15 protein-coding genes are annotated in these 19,057 nt (G+C 71.3%); 5 read left to right on the forward strand and 10 right to left on the reverse strand.

The annotated features are described in order from the left end of the window. Positions 1–3: 3 nt before the first annotated feature. From ABGA98_RS17505 to ABGA98_RS17515, 3 genes are all read right to left on the reverse strand, one after another. On the reverse strand, positions 4–3,489 hold the full coding sequence (locus tag ABGA98_RS17505) for a S8 family serine peptidase (RefSeq protein WP_347619365.1): 3,486 nt from the start codon (positions 3,487–3,489) through the stop codon (positions 4–6). Positions 3,490–3,700: 211 nt separating this feature from the next. Continuing rightward, entirely contained in the window at positions 3,701–4,309 is a 609-nt protein-coding gene (locus tag ABGA98_RS17510) for a TetR/AcrR family transcriptional regulator (RefSeq protein WP_347619366.1), read from the reverse strand. A gap of 161 nt (positions 4,310–4,470) precedes the next feature. Continuing rightward, positions 4,471–5,664 carry a cytochrome P450 gene (locus ABGA98_RS17515; RefSeq protein WP_347619367.1) on the reverse strand — a complete coding sequence of 398 codons (1,194 nt, stop codon included), beginning with the start codon at positions 5,662–5,664 and terminating at the stop codon, positions 4,471–4,473. Between the two features lie 267 nt (positions 5,665–5,931). On the opposite strand from ABGA98_RS17515, the gene ABGA98_RS17520 reads away from it, so the two are divergent. Next, positions 5,932–8,070 carry an anthranilate synthase component I gene (locus ABGA98_RS17520; RefSeq protein WP_347619368.1) on the forward strand — a complete coding sequence of 713 codons (2,139 nt, stop codon included), beginning with the start codon at positions 5,932–5,934 and terminating at the stop codon, positions 8,068–8,070. Between the two features lie 172 nt (positions 8,071–8,242). Here the strand turns inward: ABGA98_RS17520 and ABGA98_RS17525 are convergent, their stop codons facing one another. The 6 genes from ABGA98_RS17525 to ABGA98_RS17550 form a co-directional block, all read right to left on the reverse strand. Further along, positions 8,243–9,088, reverse strand: coding sequence for a universal stress protein (locus ABGA98_RS17525; protein WP_347619369.1), 846 nt, complete (start codon positions 9,086–9,088; stop codon positions 8,243–8,245). A 4-nt stretch (positions 9,089–9,092) separates the two neighbouring features. After that, the gene (locus ABGA98_RS17530; RefSeq protein ID WP_347619370.1) at positions 9,093–9,224 is read right to left on the reverse strand and encodes a hypothetical protein; all 132 of its coding nucleotides are present in this window, start codon (positions 9,222–9,224) and stop codon (positions 9,093–9,095) included. Positions 9,225–9,444: 220 nt separating this feature from the next. Then, positions 9,445–9,864: an archease gene (locus ABGA98_RS17535; RefSeq protein WP_347619371.1), complete on the reverse strand. Its 420-nt coding sequence runs from the start codon at positions 9,862–9,864 to the stop codon at positions 9,445–9,447. An 18-nt stretch (positions 9,865–9,882) separates the two neighbouring features. Further along, positions 9,883–11,292 (reverse strand): RtcB family protein, encoded by a 1,410-nt coding sequence (locus ABGA98_RS17540; protein WP_347619372.1) that lies wholly within the window; start codon positions 11,290–11,292, stop codon positions 9,883–9,885. A gap of 94 nt (positions 11,293–11,386) precedes the next feature. Next, positions 11,387–12,694, reverse strand: a complete 1,308-nt coding sequence (locus ABGA98_RS17545; RefSeq protein WP_347619373.1) for a phosphoribosyltransferase — start codon at positions 12,692–12,694, stop codon at positions 11,387–11,389. Between the two features lie 254 nt (positions 12,695–12,948). Further along, positions 12,949–13,809, reverse strand: a complete 861-nt coding sequence (locus ABGA98_RS17550) for a universal stress protein (RefSeq protein ID WP_347619374.1) — start codon at positions 13,807–13,809, stop codon at positions 12,949–12,951. A gap of 372 nt (positions 13,810–14,181) precedes the next feature. Here ABGA98_RS17550 and ABGA98_RS17555 point away from each other — a divergent pair, with 372 nt between their 5' ends. The 4 genes from ABGA98_RS17555 to ABGA98_RS17570 all read left to right on the forward strand — a co-directional run bounded on the left by ABGA98_RS17555 (position 14,182) and on the right by ABGA98_RS17570 (position 17,483). Next, positions 14,182–14,445, forward strand: a complete 264-nt coding sequence (locus ABGA98_RS17555; RefSeq protein WP_347619375.1) for a hypothetical protein — start codon at positions 14,182–14,184, stop codon at positions 14,443–14,445. Continuing rightward, on the forward strand, positions 14,442–15,248 hold the full coding sequence (locus tag ABGA98_RS17560) for an HPF/RaiA family ribosome-associated protein (RefSeq protein ID WP_347619376.1): 807 nt from the start codon (positions 14,442–14,444) through the stop codon (positions 15,246–15,248). The genes ABGA98_RS17555 and ABGA98_RS17560 overlap by 4 nt, the downstream gene beginning before the upstream one ends. A 466-nt stretch (positions 15,249–15,714) precedes the next feature. After that, positions 15,715–16,134: an Hsp20/alpha crystallin family protein gene (locus ABGA98_RS17565; RefSeq protein ID WP_347619377.1), complete on the forward strand. Its 420-nt coding sequence runs from the start codon at positions 15,715–15,717 to the stop codon at positions 16,132–16,134. Positions 16,135–16,325: 191 nt separating this feature from the next. Continuing rightward, positions 16,326–17,483, forward strand: coding sequence for an amidohydrolase family protein (locus ABGA98_RS17570; protein ID WP_347619378.1), 1,158 nt, complete (start codon positions 16,326–16,328; stop codon positions 17,481–17,483). Positions 17,484–17,528: 45 nt separating this feature from the next. On the opposite strand, the gene ABGA98_RS17575 is transcribed toward ABGA98_RS17570, so the two are convergent. Next, a complete protein-coding gene (locus tag ABGA98_RS17575; protein ID WP_347619379.1) occupies positions 17,529–19,034 on the reverse strand; it encodes a carboxylesterase family protein in 1,506 nt (501 codons plus the stop codon). Positions 19,035–19,057: the final 23 nt, after the last annotated feature.

The raw sequence follows: 19,057 nt of genomic DNA on the forward strand, positions 1-19,057 counted from the left end.
GCGCTACGTCCTGTCCGGGCGCTCCGAGATGCGCACGGCGTTGACGAGCGTCGACCCCTCCCGCGTCGCGAAGCGCACGTTGAGCTGGCCGTCGGTGACCTTCACTGTGTACTGCCTGGACACGGCCGTGTACGTGCCCGCCTCCAGCGCCAGGTCGAGCGCCGGGATCGCGAGCTGGCCCTCGACCAGCACGTCGAAGACCCGCCGGCCCATCTTCATGTTGCGGATCTCGGCGAAGTCCAGCTCGACGGTGTACGTCCCCGCAGGAACGCCGTCGAAGCGGTACTCCAGCATGCCCTCCCTGGCCGTCCTGAACAACGACTGGTCGCCGGTGCCGCGGATGGTCCTGGACGTGCTGAGCGTCCGGCTGTGGTCGGCGACGTAGCCGTGGCCGCCCGCGGTGTACTTCCTGTCCCGCGTCCAGACGTCACCGGCGTCGTCGGTCACGCTTCTGGAGCCGCCCACGTCGACGGCCACCTGGTGCTTGGGCACCACGACCGTCACCGCGATCTCGATCGTCGGCTGCCGGCCGCTGGCCGACTTCACCAGCAGCGTCCCCTCGCGGACGGCGCCGGGGGCGACGCCGTCGCTGTCGACCGTCACCTCCAGCTCCACCGACGTGCCCCTGGCCAGCTCGCCCTCCGTCGGCGTCACGGTGAACCACTCGCCGCCCGTCACCGTGTACGGCGTGGGCGAGCCCAGGTTCGTCAGCTCCAGCGTCCGGGTGCGCGTGGAGTCGGACGGCAGCACCACGGTCAGCTCCGCGGCCGACGCGCTCACCCGTCCGGTGACCAGCGCCGTGTCGATCGACGTCACGACCGTGGGCGCGACCGTCACCGGCTGCGTGAACGTGCCGTAGTGCTCCTTGGACACCTCGACCTCGTAGTCGCCCGCCAGCACCTGGCCGTAGAAGCGGCCGTCATCGCCGGTGGTGAATGTGGCCACGTCGCCCACCTTCACCGTCGCCCCGGCCAGCGGCTCGCCGTCGTTGGCGTCGGTGACCGCCCCGGTGACCAGGCCGTGCCTGCCGGCCGTGAACGTCAGGGCCTGCCCGGCGGACAGCACCGCCTCCTGGTAGGCGTAGAGCAGCCCGTCGTCGCCCGCGGCGTTCTCCACGCCGATGGTGGCGCTGGTGCCCTGCTCGCGCTCGCTGTCCACGTCCTTGTACCGGAAGCCGATCGAGCCGTTCTCGCCCAGCAGCGCCGCGAACGACAGCCGCTGGGCCGTGTCGTTGTAGAAGGTGACGTCGCGCCACTCGATGACGAACGTGCGGTTCGGCGCCGTGCCCGTCACCGCCGTGTAGACCCCGCCCTGGTCGTCCACCTTGAGGTCGTCCCAGTACGGGTAGACCGCGTTGTTCGGGGTGCCCGAGGACGGGAGCGTGCCGTTGCCGGCGGTGGTCGCCCGGTCGGCGGCGAAGGTGGCGAACCCGTTCGTGGCGATCCACGCCTTCGTCTGGCCGGTGCCGTAGAACGGGACCGCGAACGGCAGAGTCACCTGCTGGGCCTCGTCGTCGCCGGTCAGCGCCAGCTTCTCGGTGCCCGCCACGTACGCCTGGTCGCCGACCGCGCAGGTGTAGCCGAAGTTGTCGCCGCGCAGCGGCAGCTCCACGTCCTTGACCACGTCGCCGGCCACCGTCACCTCGGCCGTCGCGCCGCTGGAGCAGCGGGAGACGGGGGTGACGACCAGCTCGTGCTCGCCGTGCGGCAACGTCAGGCTGTAGCGGCCCGACGCGTCGGTCACGGCGCTCACCGGCGTGCCGGTGGCCGTCACCGTCGCGCCGGCCTCCGGCGTGCCCGCCGTGGTGACCGTCCCGGACACCACGCCCGACGCCTTCCTGGTCATGGTCACGTCCGCGGTCGCCGTCCGCCCGGCGGCGACCGTCACGGCGGCGGTGGCCGTGTCGTAGCCGAACTTCCCGGCGCTGAGCTCGTAGTCGCCCGGCAGCAGGCGGGGGATGGCGTACGCGCCGTCCTCGCCGGTGGTCACGCTCCGGGTGAGCGGTCCGGTCACCGTGATCGTCGCCCCGGCCACCGGCTCGCCGCCCGCGGTGACGGCGCCCTCGAGAGCGCCGGTCTCCCCGGCGGGAGCGGCCTGCACGGCGGCGAAGGTGTCGAGCCTGCCCTCGCCCCACACGTTGTTGTCGGCGGCCGTGCCGCCGCAGCTGGTGTCCTCGACGTCCACGGCGGTGGTGTCCAGCAGCGGCCGGGTGCCCTCCACGTCACCCGCGAGGGCGGGCGAGGCCGACCAGATCAGCGCCACCGTGGCCGCCACGTGCGGGGAGGCCATCGACGTGCCGGTGTAGGTGTCGTAGGTGCCGCCGGGCGTCGAGGAGCGCACGTTGACGGCGGGCGCGGCGATGTTCGGCTTGATCTCCCCGTCCTCGCCCGCGCCCTTGCTCGAATTGCGGTAGAGCGCGTTGTCGACGTCGAAGCCGCCCGCGCTGTAGCTCATGACGTACTGGCCGGGGGAGCCGGAGGTCTGGCAGGAGGGCCCCTCGTTGCCGTTGGCGAAGGCCGGGAAGATGCCCGCGGCGATCCACGCCTCGACGACCGGCTTGTACCACGGGTCGAACCCGTCGCCGCCCCACGAGTTGTTGACGATGTCGGGCGCCAGGTCGGGGCGCGGGTTCTCGCCGTTCACGTCGGTCGGGGCGAGCATCCACTGGCCGGCGGCGATCAGCGACGCGTCGCTGCAGAAGTTGGACTCGCAGCCCTTGGCCGCGATCCACCGGGCGCCCGGCGCGACGCCGATGCCGTTCGCGCCGACCATGGTGCCCATGGTGTGCGTGCCGTGGCCGTTGTTGTCGCACGGCGCGGGCGACGGGCAGACGCCGGCCGGGTCGAACCAGTTGTAGTCGTGGCTGAACGTGCCGTCCGCGTTCCTGCCCCGGTAACTGTCGACCAGCTCGGGGTGGTCGAACTGGGCGCCGGAGTCGATGTGGGCGATGACGATGCCCTCGCCCCGGTTGCCCAGCTCGTTCCAGACGCGCGGGGCGTTGACCCGGTCGATGTTCCACTCGACCGCGTTCACCCTGGCCTCGGCCTCGCCGGGCGTGGGCTTGGGGATCGCGACGGTGCGGATCGGGTCGATGCGGTCGACGTCGGGTAATGCAGCGATCTCGGCCGCCAGCTTCTCGTCCGCGGTGACCTGTACCGCGTTGACGATCCAGTACGGGGTGTACACGGCGTGCTGGGAATCCAGCAGCTTGCGTAAGCCCGCCTGGGAGTTCCTGGCCCGTTCGGTCTTGGCCTTGAAGACCTGCTCGGCCTTCGCGTCCTTGGTTTCGGCCCGGCGGGCGCCGCTCAGGTCGGCGGATCCCTTCATCCGGACCCAGAAGGTGGCCTTGTCGTCCTGCGCCAGCTGCGCCTGGACGACACTGTCGATCTTGCCCGGGTCGGGCGCCGCCTGGGCCGCCTGTGGGACGAGGAGGCCGGCGGCGGTGACGATCCCGGTGAGGATCGCACGCCAGCGGGGGGTGTGGGGCACGCGCTCTCCTTTGGACAAAAGAGGTGATCTTTACGCCTCTGTGGAGAAGAGTGAAGAGCTCATGTCCGGAAAGCAAGACTTGTCATGAAATGTTACTTTGCGAGAAAAAATGTAATCTGGTCAGCTGAAATGTCGCTATAGAGACCACGTCGCGGACCGGGTTCCGTTCCAGCTCTTCGCGCAGGTGGAGCGCCTCCCCGGGACGGCCGGGCTAGCCCTCCGCTCCCGCCGGGCGCCAGCCGAGCTGCCGCGCGACGCGCAGGAAGTAGGCCTTGATCTCGGCGGCGCTCTCGTCGTCGGGGTGGGTGCCCAGGTGGTGGAGCACGGCGCCGCTGAGCGCCTCCTGCACGGTGTCCAGGTCGACGCCGGCCGGAAAGCACCCGCTCTCGCGCGTGCGGAACAGCAGCTCGCGCACCACCGCGGCCCGCCGCCCGCTGTTGACCTGGCGGTACGTCGTGGTCAGCTCCGGGTAGTCGTCACGGGCGCCGTAGACCCGGCGCAGCAGGCGGCGGTTGCGTAGCACCGCCAGGTGGGCGGCCCACTCGTCGAGCATGTGGTCGATGTCCCGCCAGCCGGTGAACGCCGGGTCGTGGTCGTGGTTGGCCCACTCCAGGGCCCGCACCAGCAGCGCGGTCTTGTCGGCGAAGCGGCGGTAGACCGTCGCCCTGGTGACCCCGGCCCGCCTGGCGACCTGCTCGATGCTGGTGTGCCGGGCGCCCTGCTCGATGAGCACGTCGAGCGCGGCGGTCAGGATGGCCAGGTCCGCCTCCTGGCTGCGCGGCCGGCCGGCCGGCCGCGGGGACGTCGTGCGGTCGGTCATGTCGGTCGCTCCTCGTCATCCGTTGCGGGTCATCCGTTGCGGGTCATCCGTTGCGGGTCATCGGTTGCGGGGCGCCGGCCCGCGGGAACGGCGGCTCCGGGAAAGGAAACCCGTGGGAAAGGCGGCCCCAGGAGTCTAGTGAGCCGTGCCGCGCCGGGCGTTCAGCTCGCGTCCCAGGTGACCGGGAGGCGGTGGACGCCGTAGATGAGCATGTCGGTGCGGAGCGGCACCTCGTCCGGCTCGACGGCGAGCCGCAGCGACGGGAACCGCGCGAACAACGCCGGGTAGGCCGCCCGCATCTCCACCCGCGCCAGCTGCTGGCCGAGGCACTGGTGCACGCCGTGACCGAAGGCGACGTGCCCGCCGCTCGGCCGGTGCAGGTCGAGGGTGTCGGGGTCGGGGAAGCGCTCGGGGTCGCGGTTGGCGGCCGGGATCGAGATGGTGACCGACTGCCCGGCCCGGACCAGCTCGCCGCCGAGCTCGACGTCCTCCAGCGCGGTGCGTACGAGGAAGGGGATGATGCTGAGGTAGCGCAGCAGCTCCTCCACGACCTGGTCGATCCGGTCCGGCTCCCCGCGCAGGACGGCGAGCTGCCCGGGGTGGCGCATCAGCGCGAAGGCGCCCAGCGCGATCATGTTGGCGGTGGTGTCGAGCCCGGCGCCCAGCAGCGTGAAGCCGATGTTGGTCAGCTCCTCGTCGGTGAGGTCGCTCCTGGTCAGGCCGCTGAGCAGGTCGTCGGTGGGCTTGGCACGCTTGGCCAGGACCAGCTCTTTCATGTGCGCCTGCAGGGCGAGGAAGGTGGCGATCCGCTCCTCGCGCGGGAGGTCCATCCGCGTCATCCTGCCGCCCTGGGCCTGGAAGCGCTCGCTCTCCTCCTCCGGCACGCCGAGCAGCTCGCCGATCACCAGCGCGGGGATCGGCATCGCGAACGTCTCCACCAGGTCGGCGGGCGGCCCCTGCCGCTCCATGGTGTCCAGCTGCGCCGTGGTGAGTTCCTCGATGCGCTCGGTGAGCCGGCGCATCCTGCGCACGGTGAACTCGCCGGCCAGCAGGTGGCGGTAACGCGTGTGGACGGGCGGATCGGTCGAGACGAACATCCCGGGAGGCGCGGCCTGGGCGGGCCCCTGGCCGGGCTCCTCGACGGGGTGGTGGCGCAGCTCGGACCTGGCGCTGAAGCGCTTGTCGGCCAGCACGTCGCGCGCCAGCGCGTGGGAGGTCACCAGCCAGCCGCGGTGGCCGTCGGGGTAGGCGAGCGGGGTGATGGGCCGGGCCTGGCGCAGCTCGGCCAGGTCGCCGGGCGGGTCGAAGGGCGTGGGCCGCGCGGTGGGCAGCGTGATCGCTTCGGTCTCGGTCATCCGGGGTCTCCTCTCGACCGGTAAGATTTGAATACAGTACAGCTCTGTATTGGAATTGGCGACACCGGGGGCGGCGGGCGGGTCGCGTTGCGCGATCATGGTGGGGGAGCTAACCTGTCTGCATGCGAAATCACGCTCAGCTCCAGTGGTGGCGCCGCTTCTAGGCGGCGCGTGTTTCGCATTCCTCAAAGGACGGCCGCCCCGGATGGCGGCCTTTCTCGTGTCCGCCCCCGGGGCTCATCATGTTGACGTGATAAGGGGCAGCAAGTGGAGACGAGCGGATATACCACCGCGGGGGGCATCGTCGTCGAGCGCGAGACGCGCGAGGTGGACGAGGCGGCGCTCGAAGAGATCGTGACGGCCCTCGGAGAGAGACGCGGGGGAGCCTTCTCCTCGGGCATGGACTATCCGGGCCGCTACAGCCGCTGGGCGTTCGGCTACGTCGATCCCTGCCTGGAACTGGTCGCCAAGGGCCGCACCATCGCGGCCATCGCGCTCAACGAGCGCGGCAGGGTCGTGCTGCCCGCCGTCGCCTCCTGCCTGCTGGCCGCGGGCAAGCCCGTCAGCGAGCCCACGGCCGACCGCGTCGAGGTGCACGTGGCCGAGCCCGGCAGCGATCCCGGAGATCTCCTGCCGGAGGAGATGCGCAGCCGCCGGCCCACCGTGTTCACCGCGATCCGCGAGGTCATCGCCGCCTTCAAGGGCGACGACCCCCACCTCGGCCTCTACGGCGCCTTCGGCTACGACCTGGCCTTCCAGTTCGAGCCGATCCGGCAGGAGCTCGTCCGCCCCGACGACCAGCGCGACCTCGTGCTGCACCTGCCCGACCGGCTCGTCGTGATCGACCGGCAGCGCGAGACCAGCCTCGAGTTCCGCTACGAGTTCACCGTCGACGGCGCCACCACCCGCGGCCTCGACAGGACGGGCGCCACCGAGCCCCCGGTCGCCCCCGCCCAGGTGCCGCCCGACCCGGAGAAGGGCGAATACGCCAAGGTCGTCGCCGCCGCCAAGGAGAAGTTCAAGCGCGGCGACCTGTTCGAGGTCGTGCCCGGTCAGGTCTTCCACGCCACCTGCGCCGACCCGTCCGCCTTCTACCGCGGCCTTCGCCAGAGCAACCCGGCCCCGTACGAGTTCATCATCAGCCTCGGCGAGGGCGAGCACCTCGTCGGCGCCTCGCCCGAGATGTACGTCAGGGTGAGCGGCGACCGTGTCGAGACCTGCCCCATCTCCGGCACCATCGCCCGCGGCAGCAACCCGGTCGAGGACGCCGAGGCCATCCGCACCCTCCTGTCCAGCGTCAAGGAGGAGTCGGAGCTGACCATGTGCACCGACGTCGACCGCAACGACAAGTCGCGCATCTGCGTGCCCGGCACGGTCAAGGTCATCGGCCGCCGCCAGATCGAGCTCTACTCCCGCCTGATCCACACCGTCGACCACATCGAGGGCCGCCTGCGCCCCGAGTTCGACGCGCTCGACGCCTTCCTGACCCACATGTGGGCCGTCACGGTCACCGGCGCCCCCAAGACGTGGGCCATGCAGTTCATCGAGGACCACGAGGCCACCACCCGCCGGTGGTACGGCGGCGCCATCGGCGTCATCGGCTTCGACGGCTCCATGAACACCGGCCTGACCCTGCGGACCGCCCAGATCAAGAACGGCGTGGCCACCGTGCGGGCCGGCGCCACGCTGCTGTTCGACTCCGACCCCGAGGCCGAGGAGCGCGAGACCGAGCTGAAGGCGAGCGCCCTGCTCGGCGCCCTGGCCGCGGTCGGGCGGACCGGCGCGGAGGCCGTCGCCGAGACCAGGGAGCAGCCGGGCCGCGGCATGAAAGTGCTGCTCGTCGACCACGAGGACTCCTTCGTCAACACCCTGGCCGACTATTTCCGCCAGGAGGGCGCCGCGGTGACGACGCTGCGCCACGGCTTCCCGCCCCGCATGCTCGACGAGATCGCCCCCGACCTGGTGGTGCTCTCGCCCGGCCCCGGCTGGCCGACCGACTTCGGCATGTCGGCGCTGCTCGACCAGATCTACGCCCGCGACCTGCCGGTCTTCGGTGTCTGCCTCGGCCTGCAGGCCATGGTCGAGCACGCCGGCGGCACCCTGGAGCTGCTCGACTACCCCGAGCACGGCAAGCGCGGCCAGGTCGCGCGGCTCGGCGACGGCGCGCTGCTGGAAGGGCTGCCCGCGGAGTTCACCGCGGCCCGCTACCACTCGCTGCACGCCAAACGGCCCGGCGTCGTCGGCTTCACGCCGACCGCGCTCACGCCCGACGGCAACGTCATGGCCATCGAGGACACCGAGCGGCGTCGCTTCGCCGTGCAGTTCCATCCCGAGTCGATCCTGACGCAGGAGGGCGGCGCGGGCGCGAAGGTCATCGCCAACGTGCTGCGTCTCTGCCGTAGGTGAAACGCCCGCGGGCGCGTGCGGGGCTCCCCTGGAGTTCCCGCATGCTCCCCGCAGACCTGCCCGGCACGGTACGCGACGCAATGCTCGCCCGGCTCGTCGACCACCACTGTCACGGGGGCAGGTCGTCCACCACGACGACCGCCGTCGGCGTCCCATCGCCTGCCGAAGCGCTTCAATCGGCTCGGATGCGTGGCCGTACGACGGCGACCGGGCAGGAGGCGTAGTGGAGCACGCCGTGGCCGACCGAGCCGAGCACGGCCGAGCGGATCACTCCCCGGCCTCGCGAGCCCACGACGACCAGGTCGGCACGAGCGGACGCCTCGCACAGCGCCGCGACGGGATTGCCGCGGACGACCGATACGGTCACCTCGACCCCAGGGTGCCGGTTCGTCCATGGTGCCAGCACGGTGCGAGCACGTTCCTGCTGTGCCTGGTCGATGATGTCGGTGCCCGGCCTGCTGGATGGCATGTCCCAGGCGTGTACGACCCGTAGCCGGGCACCGCGTGCCCGTGCCTCCTCGAAGGCGTAGTCGAGGGCCGGGTGTACGGCGTCCTCGGGATTGAGCCCGGCCACGATCTCGCCCTGCACGATGGCGGGTGCGCCGTGGACCACCACCACGGGCCCCGCCACGTGCCCGGCCAGGCCCAGGCCAACCGAGCCCAGCAGGAGCCCGGGGAAGCCGTCCAGGCCGCGGCTGCCCACCACGATGGCCGCGGCCTCGACGGCCTCCGCACGCAGGATCTCGGTGGTGTGGCCGTAGAGCAGCTCGGTGCTCACATGGACGTCCTTGCGAGATTCCGTGGCCAGCGCGGCGGCCTCGGCCAGCATCCGCTCGCCTTCCTCGCGAGCCGCGTCGTCGAGCGAGCGCTCATACGGTTTCCCACCGTGGGCGGGCGGTGCCATGACGTGGATGATCCGCAGGTCGCATGCACGTCGGGCCGCGACGTCGGCGGCCCACACCACCGCGGCCAGCGCTGCCCGTGATCCGTCCACGCCTGCGATGATTGGTTCGGACATGCGGTCAGCCCTTGTCGCCGCAGATCGGCAACGCCCCGACGTCGAGTTCGCGCATGCGCTGCGCGGCGAAGGCGAGATCCTGGTGCTCACCGATGCACTCGACGCCTGGATGCATGATGTTTCGTGCCGTCGTCACGATTACCCCCCCTCTGGGCGGTCCACCCTCTCCGAACCACCCATCCCCTTCCCGGCACTTACCCCCCGGCTCCGCCTCCTATCAGGCGTGACGGGATGGGTCGAAGGCTCTCAGGGGTGAAGCGAGCGGCGACGCCGGCCGGCCCGGACGGGGAGGTGGTCCTCCTCGTCCGCACCCCTCCGTCCGGCGACCGTCCAGCGCACGCTGCCGGCCTGTGGGGTCATACGTCCAGCGTCACCGTGCAGGTCCACCTGTCTGCGTGGTGTTCGAAGGTCAGCAGATGCAGGGCGACGGCTTTGGGCACTGCTCCGGTCTGGGGCACGGCCGCCAGGTCGGCCATGGTCAGGTGGAGGCGCCGACGGTTCTGATCGTGTGCGGCAGCCGCTCCGATCGGGATCCGTCCGGTGGTGTCCATCAGGTAGATGACCTCGTCCAGGACGGCCACCAGTTGATCTTGAGGGTCGCCGGGCTCGATGTCGACGTCGTGCTCACCGGTGGCGGCGGCGCCGTCCAGGTCGAGGAAGCTGTCCGCCACGCCGAGCACCGCCTGGGCGATGCATTCCCCCTCCGTCGGTGCCCAGGCTTGGATCCGGGTGTCGGCGGTGTGGGGAAGCGTGCGGTGGCCGGCCTCGGCGCTCATTGCCGTTTCCCTTCTCCTTCAGCCTTTGACGACGCCGAGGGGGACCAGGCGGGCGACCCTGCGGCACAGCCCCGCCCCCTCACTGGCGCTGACCACGGCGTCGACGTCCTTGTAGGCGGTGGGCGTCTCCTCGGCCAGCCCGCGCCAGCCGGCGCCGCGTACGACAATGCCTTGAGCCTCCAGGCGATCGCGCAGTTGCCGGCCGCTGATGGACCGTGCCGCCTGGTGGCGGCTTTGGGTACGGCCCGCGCCGTGGCAGGTGGAGTGGAACGCCTCACCGCCGGCGACGCCGGTGAGCACGTAGGAGGCGGTGCCCATGGTGCCCGGGATCAGCACAGGCTGGCCCACCGCGGCCAGATCGGCCGGGAGATCGGGATGGTACGGCGGCAACGCCCGGGTGGCGCCCTTGCGGTGGACGCACAGCCGCATGCCGTCGTGTGGTTCGATCTTGGCCAGGTTGTGCGAGACGTCGTACACCAGATCCAGGCGGCTGCCGGCGATGTCGGAGAAGGCCCGCCGCACGGCCTCGCCCAGCAGTTGCCGGTTGGCCCTCCCGTAGTTGGCCGCGGCGGCCATGGCCCCGAGGTACGCGCGGCCTTCGGGAGAACCCACCGGGGCACAGGCGAGCTGACGGTCGGGCACGGTGATGCCGTAGCGCGGCATCACCTTGTCCATCGTGCGTACGTGGTCGGTGCAGATCTGGTGGCCGAGCCCGCGGGAGCCGCAGTGGATCATCACGCACACCTGGCCGCGGCTCAGGCCGAACGCGGCCGCCACCGCCTCGTCGTAGACCTCCTGCACCGCCTGGACCTCCAGGAAGTGGTTGCCGGAGCCGAGGCTGCCCACCTGGTTCAGTCCGCGCTCCATGGCCCGGACGCCGACCTGCGAGACGTCGGCGTCGGTGACGGCGCCGAAGTCCTCGCAGCGCTCCAGATCCCGCGCCACCCCGTGGCCCTGCTCGACGGCGTACCGGGCACCTCCGCGCAGGACCTGTTCGAGTTGTGACCGCCCGGCCAGGTGCCAGACGGCACCACGCCCGGTACCCCGCGGGATGACATGATCGAGGCGATCCAGAAGCCGGTGCAGGCGAGGCGCAAGCAGGTCGCGATCGAGGCCGGCCGCCAGCAGCCGTACACCACAGGAGATGTCGAAGCCGACACCGCCCGGGGAGACCACGCCCCCGGCCGCGATGTCGGTGGCGGCCACGCCACCGATCGGAAATCCGTACCCCCAGTGCAGGTCGGGCATGGCGTAGGAGGCCCGGACGATGCCCGGAAGGGTGGCGACGTTGACGACCTGCTGCAGCGCCTGGCCCTCCGGAAGCAGCACGCGGGAGGCCAGGACGACGCCGGGCACCCGCATCGGTCCTTGCCGCTCGATGCGGAAGCGATAGGGCGTCTCCTCGACGAGTTCGATCGTGTATCCCATGTTCGTCCCGATGGCGCAGGCGCCGAGTAGGTGCGAGAGACCCGCCTGGAATCACCCCGGCCCCGGACAGGTACCAGCGACAGCCTGAGAACGCTCAGCTCAGGCGAGTTCCCAGATGGTCGGTGAACCAGTCGCGTGCCAGGTCGGCGACGGTTTCGAGCGCTCCGGGCTCTTCGAACAGGTGAGTGGCGTCAGGGATGATCTCCAGGTGGTTCTCGCAGCGCAACCGCTGTTGTGCCGTCTGGTTGAGGTCGAGCACCAGTTCGTCCCGGCTGCCCACGATCAGCAGCGTCGCCGCTCGTACCGCGGAGAGGCGCGGCCCGGCCAGATCCGGCCGTCCGCCTCGGGAGACGATGGCGGCCACCTGGTTGCCCGGTTCCGCCGCCGCCCACAACGCGGCCGCCGCTCCGGTGCTGGCTCCGAAGTAGCCGACCGGCAGTCCTGCGGCCTGGGGCTGATCGCTGAGCCAGCTGGTCACCTTTGCGAGCCGTTCCGCCAGCAGCTCGATGTCGAACACGTTGCCGCGGTCGTACTCCTCCTCGGCCGTGAGCAGGTCGAACAGCAAGGTGGCCTGGCCCGCGCGGTTGAGCACCGAGGCCACGTACCGGTTGCGGGGGCTGTGCCGGCTGCTGCCACTGCCGTGCACGAAGACCACCACCCCCTCGGCCTCCTCGGGGACGACGAGTTGCCCCGGCAGCCGGACGGGACCGACATTCACCATCACCTCGTCGACACGGCCCGGTCGATCAGACGTCACCGCGCCGGCCTTCCCGCTCAGCGCGCCTTCGGCGGCGGGTGCGGCGGCCCGCCGCAGCAGCTCGACCACCTGCTCGTCGGTGATCTGGGTGAAATCGGAGTACCAGACGCCGATGGCCCACAGAGCGGCAGGTGTCTCCAGACAGATCACCTCGTCGGCGTCCTTGCGCAGGCTCGCGACGGTGTCCGGCGCGCCGACCGGGACCGCCAGGATCACTCGTGCGGCGCCGCGTGCACGCGCCACCTGGCAGGCGGCGCGAGCCGTGCTCCCCGTGGCGACGCCATCGTCCACCACGATGACCGTGCGGCCGGCGAGGTCGACCGGCGGGCGGTCATCGCGGAATCGGCGCGCCCGGCGCAGCACCTCGGCCCGCTCACTTTCTGCTACCGCGGCCATCTCCGGCGGGGTCACGTCCGCCATCCGGACGACCTCGGGATTGATCACGCGTACGTCGCCCTCTCCGACGGCACCGAACCCGAGCTCGGGCTGGTACGGCACCCCCAGCTTGCGGACCACGATCACATCCAGCGGAGCGCCCAGTTCCCGGGCCACTTCGAAGGCCACAGGCACGCCGCCCCTGGGCAGCCCGAGGACGACCACATTCTCCTCGGTGGCCAGCCCGGTCAGGCGTTCGGCCAGCTGCACACCCGCATCATGACGATCAACGAACATCGGCGTACCTGCCCCCCGGCGCTTCACCATGCCCTGACACGAATCCCCGCGTCCGTGGCGAAGGACACTCCTCTCATCACCATCAGGCGGTAAGGAGCCTGGTGCGTGGGGTCCAAGGGCCCATCAGAGTCTCCCGAGGGGACCGTCGCCTTGAGGCGACGGCCGAGGTCACGCCGCGTCAGGGCAAGGCGTGGCGTCGGCCATGGCCGCGGGCCGGCAGGCAGCGGTCAGAGGCCGACCACGATGACGGGGGCGCGTGCATGGTGGACCACGGCATGAGTGACGCTGCCCATGCCGAGCGGGGCCGGTGCTCCGCTGTGCGCCCCGATGATGACGAGATCGGCCTCGGCGGAGGCGTCGATCAGTGCCAGTGCCGGATGCCCGTGCATGTTCTGTGGGATGAGCGCGACGTCCGGGTACTTCTCCCGCCAGCCGGCGATGACCTCGGCGAGCAGGATCGCCTCCTCCTGGCCCACTTGGCCGATGTCGTAGACGAGGGGTTGCATATCGCCCGGGAATCTTGTGGCGGGATGCACCCAGGCGTGGACCGCCTGCAAGGTGGCGTGGCGCAGTGTGGCCTCGCGGAAGGCGAAGTCCAGGAGGGGGTCTTGGCCGGGTTTTCCTGTGACACCCACGACGATCTGACCGCGCTCGCCGGCGTGCGTCTGCCGGATGACGGCCACCGGACACGGTGCTCTGGCCACGACGTCGTGGCTGACCGAGCCCAGGAGCAGCTCGGTGAAGCCGCCACGGCCGCGGTTTCCCACGACCACGAGCTGTGCCTCTTCGGCCGCCCCGACCAGTGTGTCCGCCGGCCGGCCGGCGATGATGTCGGTGGTGATGCTCAGCCGCGGCCTGCCCGCCCTGGCGTGGACGGCGGCGCGGTCGAGCATTTCCCTGGCGGCGGCCTCCGCCCCTGTTCCCCACGTACGGGGTTCGGGGACGAGCGGTACGTCCTGGCCCCACCCGGGCACCGCGTACAACATCCGCAGCGGAGCGCTGCGGAGGGCGGCCTCCTGTCCGGCCCAGCTCGCGGCCTGCAGCGAGGGCGCTGATCCGTCCACGCCGACGACGACTGGCATGGTCATGGGTCACCTCGCACATCGGCGATTCACGCGGAAGATTCCACGACAGCCTCACCTGTCTCCCCTCAGGCGCAGCCTCCGGGCCGCGGACGAAGCCAGGAACGGTTCCCCTCACGACCTTCGGATCCCTTGCCCTTGCCTGTGCGTCCTATGCCGGAGACCGCGTCTCATCCCGGTCGAGACGAGCTCCCGATTCGCCCGTCTTCGGCTGGTCGCGGCCGTGGCGTGTCCGGGCACCGTGGAGAGGGCGGATCATCCCTTATCGATGGGAACCTCACGGACCTGCCGTCGAAGGACCTAAGCCCCTGTGACACTGCTGCCGACCAGGGGCAGGGTGGTAAGGGGAGAGCGAACGCCTCCTGGGAGGTGGGTCACATGTCTGCACCCCGGCCCGAAGTGGGGTCTACAGCCGAACGGACGCATCCGCTCGAGGCCGAACTGAACCGTCTCAAAGCCCGGGTCGACGAGGTCGACAAGCAGGTCCAAGCGTTGGCCGAGGTCAGTCTGGCCCTCGCCCGCGGCCTGGAGAGCGGGCCGATGGAGGAGCCCGGGCAGATGCACCCCGAGCAGGCCGCGCGGCTCGCCCACGAGCTGTTGCTCGCCGCCGGCCTGGTCAGGAGCGGAGGTGACACGACATGAGCCGTCGACATGCCTCTATCGCTCTTGACCCCGGGCAGGTGCAGGTGGAGACGCGCGGAGCCGTCTCGCCCGGGGCTGCCGACAAGGCCCGCGAGGTGGTGGCGGCATCGACCGCGTTCGCCCACGGGCCGGTGCTCTTCGCCCGGGTCAAGCTTGTCGCCTCGGCCGATCCGGCCGTGGCCCGGCCCTGCACCGCGCAGGCGAACCTCGACGTCAGCGGGCGGCTCATCCGCGCCCAGGCGGTCGCCGAATCGATGCACCAGGCCATCCGGTTGCTCGGCGACCGGCTCCGGGTCCGGCTGCGCCGCACCGGCCGGGACTGGGAGGACCTGCGCGGGCAGCGCCCGGAGGACGCCGATCATGAGTGGCGGCATTCCAGCCCTCACCGTCGTCCTCTGCCCTACTTCCCCCGGATCGAGGGGGAGCGGGAGATCGTCCGGCACAAGACCTACGAGCTCGCCTGGGCCACCCCGGATGAGGCGGCCTTCGACATGGAGCAGCTCGATTACGACTTCCACCTGTTCACCGAGCCGGAGACCGGTCAGGACAGCGTCATCTACCACGGCCAAGACGGTTACCGGCTGGCGCAGGTCAACCCCGCACCCGACCGGCTGGGCCCGGTGTCGATCCCGCTCACGGTCGGCTCCGCACCGGCGCCGGTCCTGTCCGTCGGGCAAGCGGTGGAACGTCTGGAGGCCACCGGCCGGCCGTTCGTCTTCTTCGCCGATGCCCGTACCGGACGGGGCAACATCGTCTATCACCGCTACGACGGCCACTACGGCCTCATCACCCCCAGCAGGTGACCGCCAGGCCTCATCGACGCTGGTAGCGCATCGTACGACCTGGCCGACAGCATGATCCGCTGCCCCGGCGGCCGGGCCACCACATGACGCGGGACCGGCGATATGTCTTGATTGAATAAGGGTGGGGTTTTGGACCTGACATCGGTGTCCGATGAGGAGCAGGGTGGAAGGCTCGTAGTGACCCGAGGCACCGGGCGCGGGGCTGACGAAGCATGTCGGCCCGAATGAGGCTGTCAGCCCAGCCGGCACGTGCCTGTCCGGTGCCGGGAGGACGCTCCGCACAAGGGTCCCCTCTCTGCCAGGAGGGCGGGAACCCGTGCCATTTCATGGACCTTCGTTCCTGGGGTGGCAAGCAGGGCAGGCGCCGCCGTCCTTCATCAGGAGACCGTTTCGCATCAGGAGGAGATGCATCATGACGCTTCCGGCTCGTCGTCGAGGATCGGCCATCGCCCGTCCAGGTGCGGCCATGGGGATGCGATGGGCGCCGTTCGCCCAGATCGAGGATCTCTACGACCGGATGGACCAACTGATCGAGTCCGCCTTCGGCGGCAGGGCGGAAGGCATGTGGATGCCGCTGGCCGACCTGGCCGAGACCGACGAGGCCTTCGTCGCCGACATCGATCTGCCTGGCGTGAAGAAGGACGACATCGATGTGGAGTTGAACGACCGGGAACTGGTGGTGACCGCCGAGATCAAGGAGAAGGAGACGACGGGCCGGCCGCACCACCGCATGCGCCGGACCGGCCGCTTCGAGCACCGCGTCCTCCTGCCGGGCGAGGTCAACCCCGAACAGGTATCGGCCACGTTGTCCGACGGGGTGCTCACGGTGACCGTGCCGAAAGCCGAGAAGGCCAGACCCCACCACGTCAAGGTCAAGACCACCTGACCCCGTACGGCCCTTCGCGTGATCGGCTGGGCGGCGCCCGGGTGGCGGTGACGAAGGCGCGGCGCACGTCCTTCGGGCACCGATGCGCGCAGGAGGGCGGCGCGGGCGCGAAGGTCATCGCCAACGTGCTGCGTCTCTGCCGTAGGTAAAACGCCCGCGGGCGCGTGCGGGGCTCGCCTAGAGTTCCCCGCATGCTCCCCGCAGACCTGCCCGGCACGGTACGCGACGCGCTGCTCGCCCCGCTCGTCGACCACCACTGTCACGGGGTGCGGCGAGACGACCTGACCAGAGCCGAGTTCGAGCTGCTCATCAACGAGGGCGGCAGCCCGGCGCCGCCCGGCACCACCCACTTCGACACGCCGTTCGGCGCGGCGGTGCGCCGCTGGTGCGCGCCGCTGCTCGACCTCGAACCGCACGCGCCTCCCGCCGTCTACCTCGCGCGCCGCGCCGAGCTGGGCGCGGGCGAGGTCAACCGGCGGCTCCTGGCGGCGGCCGGCGTGGTGGCCTTCCTGGTGGACACCGAACCGGCCGGCGCCTGGGAGGACGGCGAGCTGCTGTCGGCCACCGAGATGGGCCGCCACGGCGGCGCCGCCGCCGACGAGCTCGTACGGATCGAGGCCGTCGAGCGCGACGTGGCCGAGACCGCGCAGATCTCCGTCGACTACCTCGACGACCTCGGCGAGAAGCTGACCGCGAGGGCCGCCAGGGCGGTCGGGTTCACGACGGTCATCGGGTCGCTCTACGGCCTCGACTTCGACCCGTCCCGGCCCAGCAGGGGCTCGGTGATCGCGGCGGTCAACCGGCGGCTGTCCGAGCCCAAGGAGCCGCTGACGGACCCCTTCCTGCTGCGCCACCTGCTGTGGATCGCGATCGACGTGGCCAGGGAGCGGGGGCTGCCCGTGCAGTTCCACACCGGCTTCGGCGGCTCCGGGCCCGACCTGCACCGCAGCGATCCGGCCAGGCTGGGCGCCCTGGTCAGGGCACTGCAGCCGGCCGCCGTGCCGGTCATCCTGCTGCACTGTTACCCGTTCCACCGCCAGGCCGCCTACCTGGCCGGCCTCTACCCGCACGTCTACGTGGACGTCGGGCTCGCGCTCCCGCACACCGCCGCCGCCTCGGCGAGGGTCGTGGAGGAGCTGCTGGAGCTGGCGCCTTTCCACAAGCAGCTGTTCGGCTCCGGCTGCCACTCCGTGGCCGAGACCGGCTATCTGGGCGCGCTCTCCTACCGGCGGGCGATGGGCGCGGCGCTGCGGGCCAGGCTCGGCTCGGGGGAGTGGAGCGTCGCGGACGCGGCCAGGGTCGCCCACATGATCGGCTCGGGGAACGCCCGCCGGATCTACCGGCTGTGACGCGGGGCTCCGAGTGACGCGTCGAGTCCGTCAGGTTCGCCGCCCCTACGAGAGATCGAAGGGGGCGGGGAAGTGGCCTTCCCAGATCCGGCGGGAGGCCTGTTCGGGGTAGGGCCGGGTCTGCGACTCGGCGTCCAGGACACGGGTGAGCCGCTGATCGGGCCGGTGAGCGGCCCATCCCGCGTCACCGGTGGTGACGAAGCGGACCCATGCCTCCTTGAGCTCGCGAGAGAGCGCGACGGCCTCGGGGGTGGGCTCGTCGCCGATGAGCTGCGTGCCGACGGGGCTGCCCAGCGTGCCGAACGCCAGGGGGATGTCGAGGCTGTGGCAGGCGCCCAGGGCGCCGCCGAGGACCGGGGCGGTCCAGCGCAGTTCGAACAGGTACGACGTGCCGCCGGCTGCGGCGTTGGCCTCGGCCAGCTTCTGCGACGGCATGCGGAAGAGGGCGTCGGAGTACACCGTCTCCACCAGCTCCTCCGGGCCGGCCTGCGGGAACGCGGCGCGGTACGCCTCGGGGCCGTGCGGCTGCGGGGCGAGCAGTTCCAGGGCGGCCTGGGCGTCCTGCTCGGTGTAGGTGCCCTGTCGTCCGCTCATGACGCTGAAGAAGCGGAACTCGTCCCGGGTGTGGCCGACGAGCAGCTCGGTCCCGCTCGCGCGCCCGCCGGTCAGCGCGGGCCAGGGCGTTTCGGGGAGGACCTCGCCGTCGACGACGGGGCACAGGGCGGTGCCGGTCTCCGTGAGCCGTCCCCAGCTCTCCCGGTGTGCGTGGAGGCCGGCGTTGAAGGAGGTGAGCTCCGCGGCCAGGTGCCAGGGGTCGATGTCGCGCAGGGCCGCGGCGGTGGGGGCCGCCGCGCCGAGCCGGTCCGCGAACGCGGCGGTGACCTGCCGTGCCAGCGCGGGGGTGCTGTACAGCCCCGGCACCGAGTGGGCCATGGCCCGCCGGAAGAGGCCGCGCGCCGGCTTCATCGTCAGCAGGGCGGCGACCGACCCCGCGCCGGCGGACACCCCGGCCACGGTGACCCGGCCGGGGTCGCCTCCGAAGGCGGCGATGTTGCGCTGCACCCACTCCAGCGCCGCGATCTGGTCGAGGAATCCGCGGTTGGGCGGCGCGTCGTCGAGGAACGCGAAACCTTCCGCGCCCACGCGGCAGTTGATGCTCACCACGACGAGTCCCGCCCCGGCCAGCGCCGCCGGGTCGAACATCGGGTCGCTCGACGCCGCCGAGACGTAGCCGCCCACGGGGATCCACACGAGCACCGGCAGTCCCGCCGCGCCCGGATCCGGAGTGCCGACGTTGAGCGTCAGCCAGTCCGTGCCCTGCGGCGGACCCGTGTCGACCGGCAGGGACAGCGGTACCACGGGGCCGAAGTCCGCCGCCTGCCTCGTCCCTTCCCAGCGGTGCGGCGGGGCCGGCGCGGCGAAGCGGAGCGTTCCCACCGGGGGCTGGGCGTAGGGGATGCCGCGGAACACCGCGTGCCCCTGCCGCCGGCGCCCCCGCACCACACCTTCGGCGGTCCGCACCTCTGGCTGTTCAGGCAGTCGTCCGGGCATGGCACTTCCTTCCACGAGGGGGT

Source organism: Nonomuraea sp. B1E8, from assembly GCF_039871515.1.
GTDB lineage: Bacteria > Actinomycetota > Actinomycetes > Streptosporangiales > Streptosporangiaceae > Nonomuraea.

Excerpts from the sequence above, each read along its gene's own strand:
- ABGA98_RS17510 (WP_347619366.1), bottom strand. The coding sequence starts at position 4,309 with ATGACCGACCGCACGACGTCCCCGCGGCCGGCCGGCCGGCCGCGCAGC.
- ABGA98_RS17570 (WP_347619378.1), top strand. The coding sequence starts at position 16,326 with ATGCTCCCCGCAGACCTGCCCGGCACGGTACGCGACGCGCTGCTCGCC.
- ABGA98_RS17555 (WP_347619375.1), top strand. The coding sequence starts at position 14,182 with ATGTCTGCACCCCGGCCCGAAGTGGGGTCTACAGCCGAACGGACGCAT.
- ABGA98_RS17535 (WP_347619371.1), bottom strand. The coding sequence starts at position 9,864 with ATGAGCGCCGAGGCCGGCCACCGCACGCTTCCCCACACCGCCGACACC.
- ABGA98_RS17515 (WP_347619367.1), bottom strand. The coding sequence starts at position 5,664 with ATGACCGAGACCGAAGCGATCACGCTGCCCACCGCGCGGCCCACGCCC.
- ABGA98_RS17560 (WP_347619376.1), top strand. The coding sequence starts at position 14,442 with ATGAGCCGTCGACATGCCTCTATCGCTCTTGACCCCGGGCAGGTGCAG.
- ABGA98_RS17540 (WP_347619372.1), bottom strand. The coding sequence starts at position 11,292 with ATGGGATACACGATCGAACTCGTCGAGGAGACGCCCTATCGCTTCCGC.
- ABGA98_RS17565 (WP_347619377.1), top strand. The coding sequence starts at position 15,715 with ATGGGGATGCGATGGGCGCCGTTCGCCCAGATCGAGGATCTCTACGAC.
- ABGA98_RS17575 (WP_347619379.1), bottom strand. The coding sequence starts at position 19,034 with ATGCCCGGACGACTGCCTGAACAGCCAGAGGTGCGGACCGCCGAAGGT.
- ABGA98_RS17550 (WP_347619374.1), bottom strand. The coding sequence starts at position 13,809 with ATGACCATGCCAGTCGTCGTCGGCGTGGACGGATCAGCGCCCTCGCTG.
- ABGA98_RS17525 (WP_347619369.1), bottom strand. The coding sequence starts at position 9,088 with ATGTCCGAACCAATCATCGCAGGCGTGGACGGATCACGGGCAGCGCTG.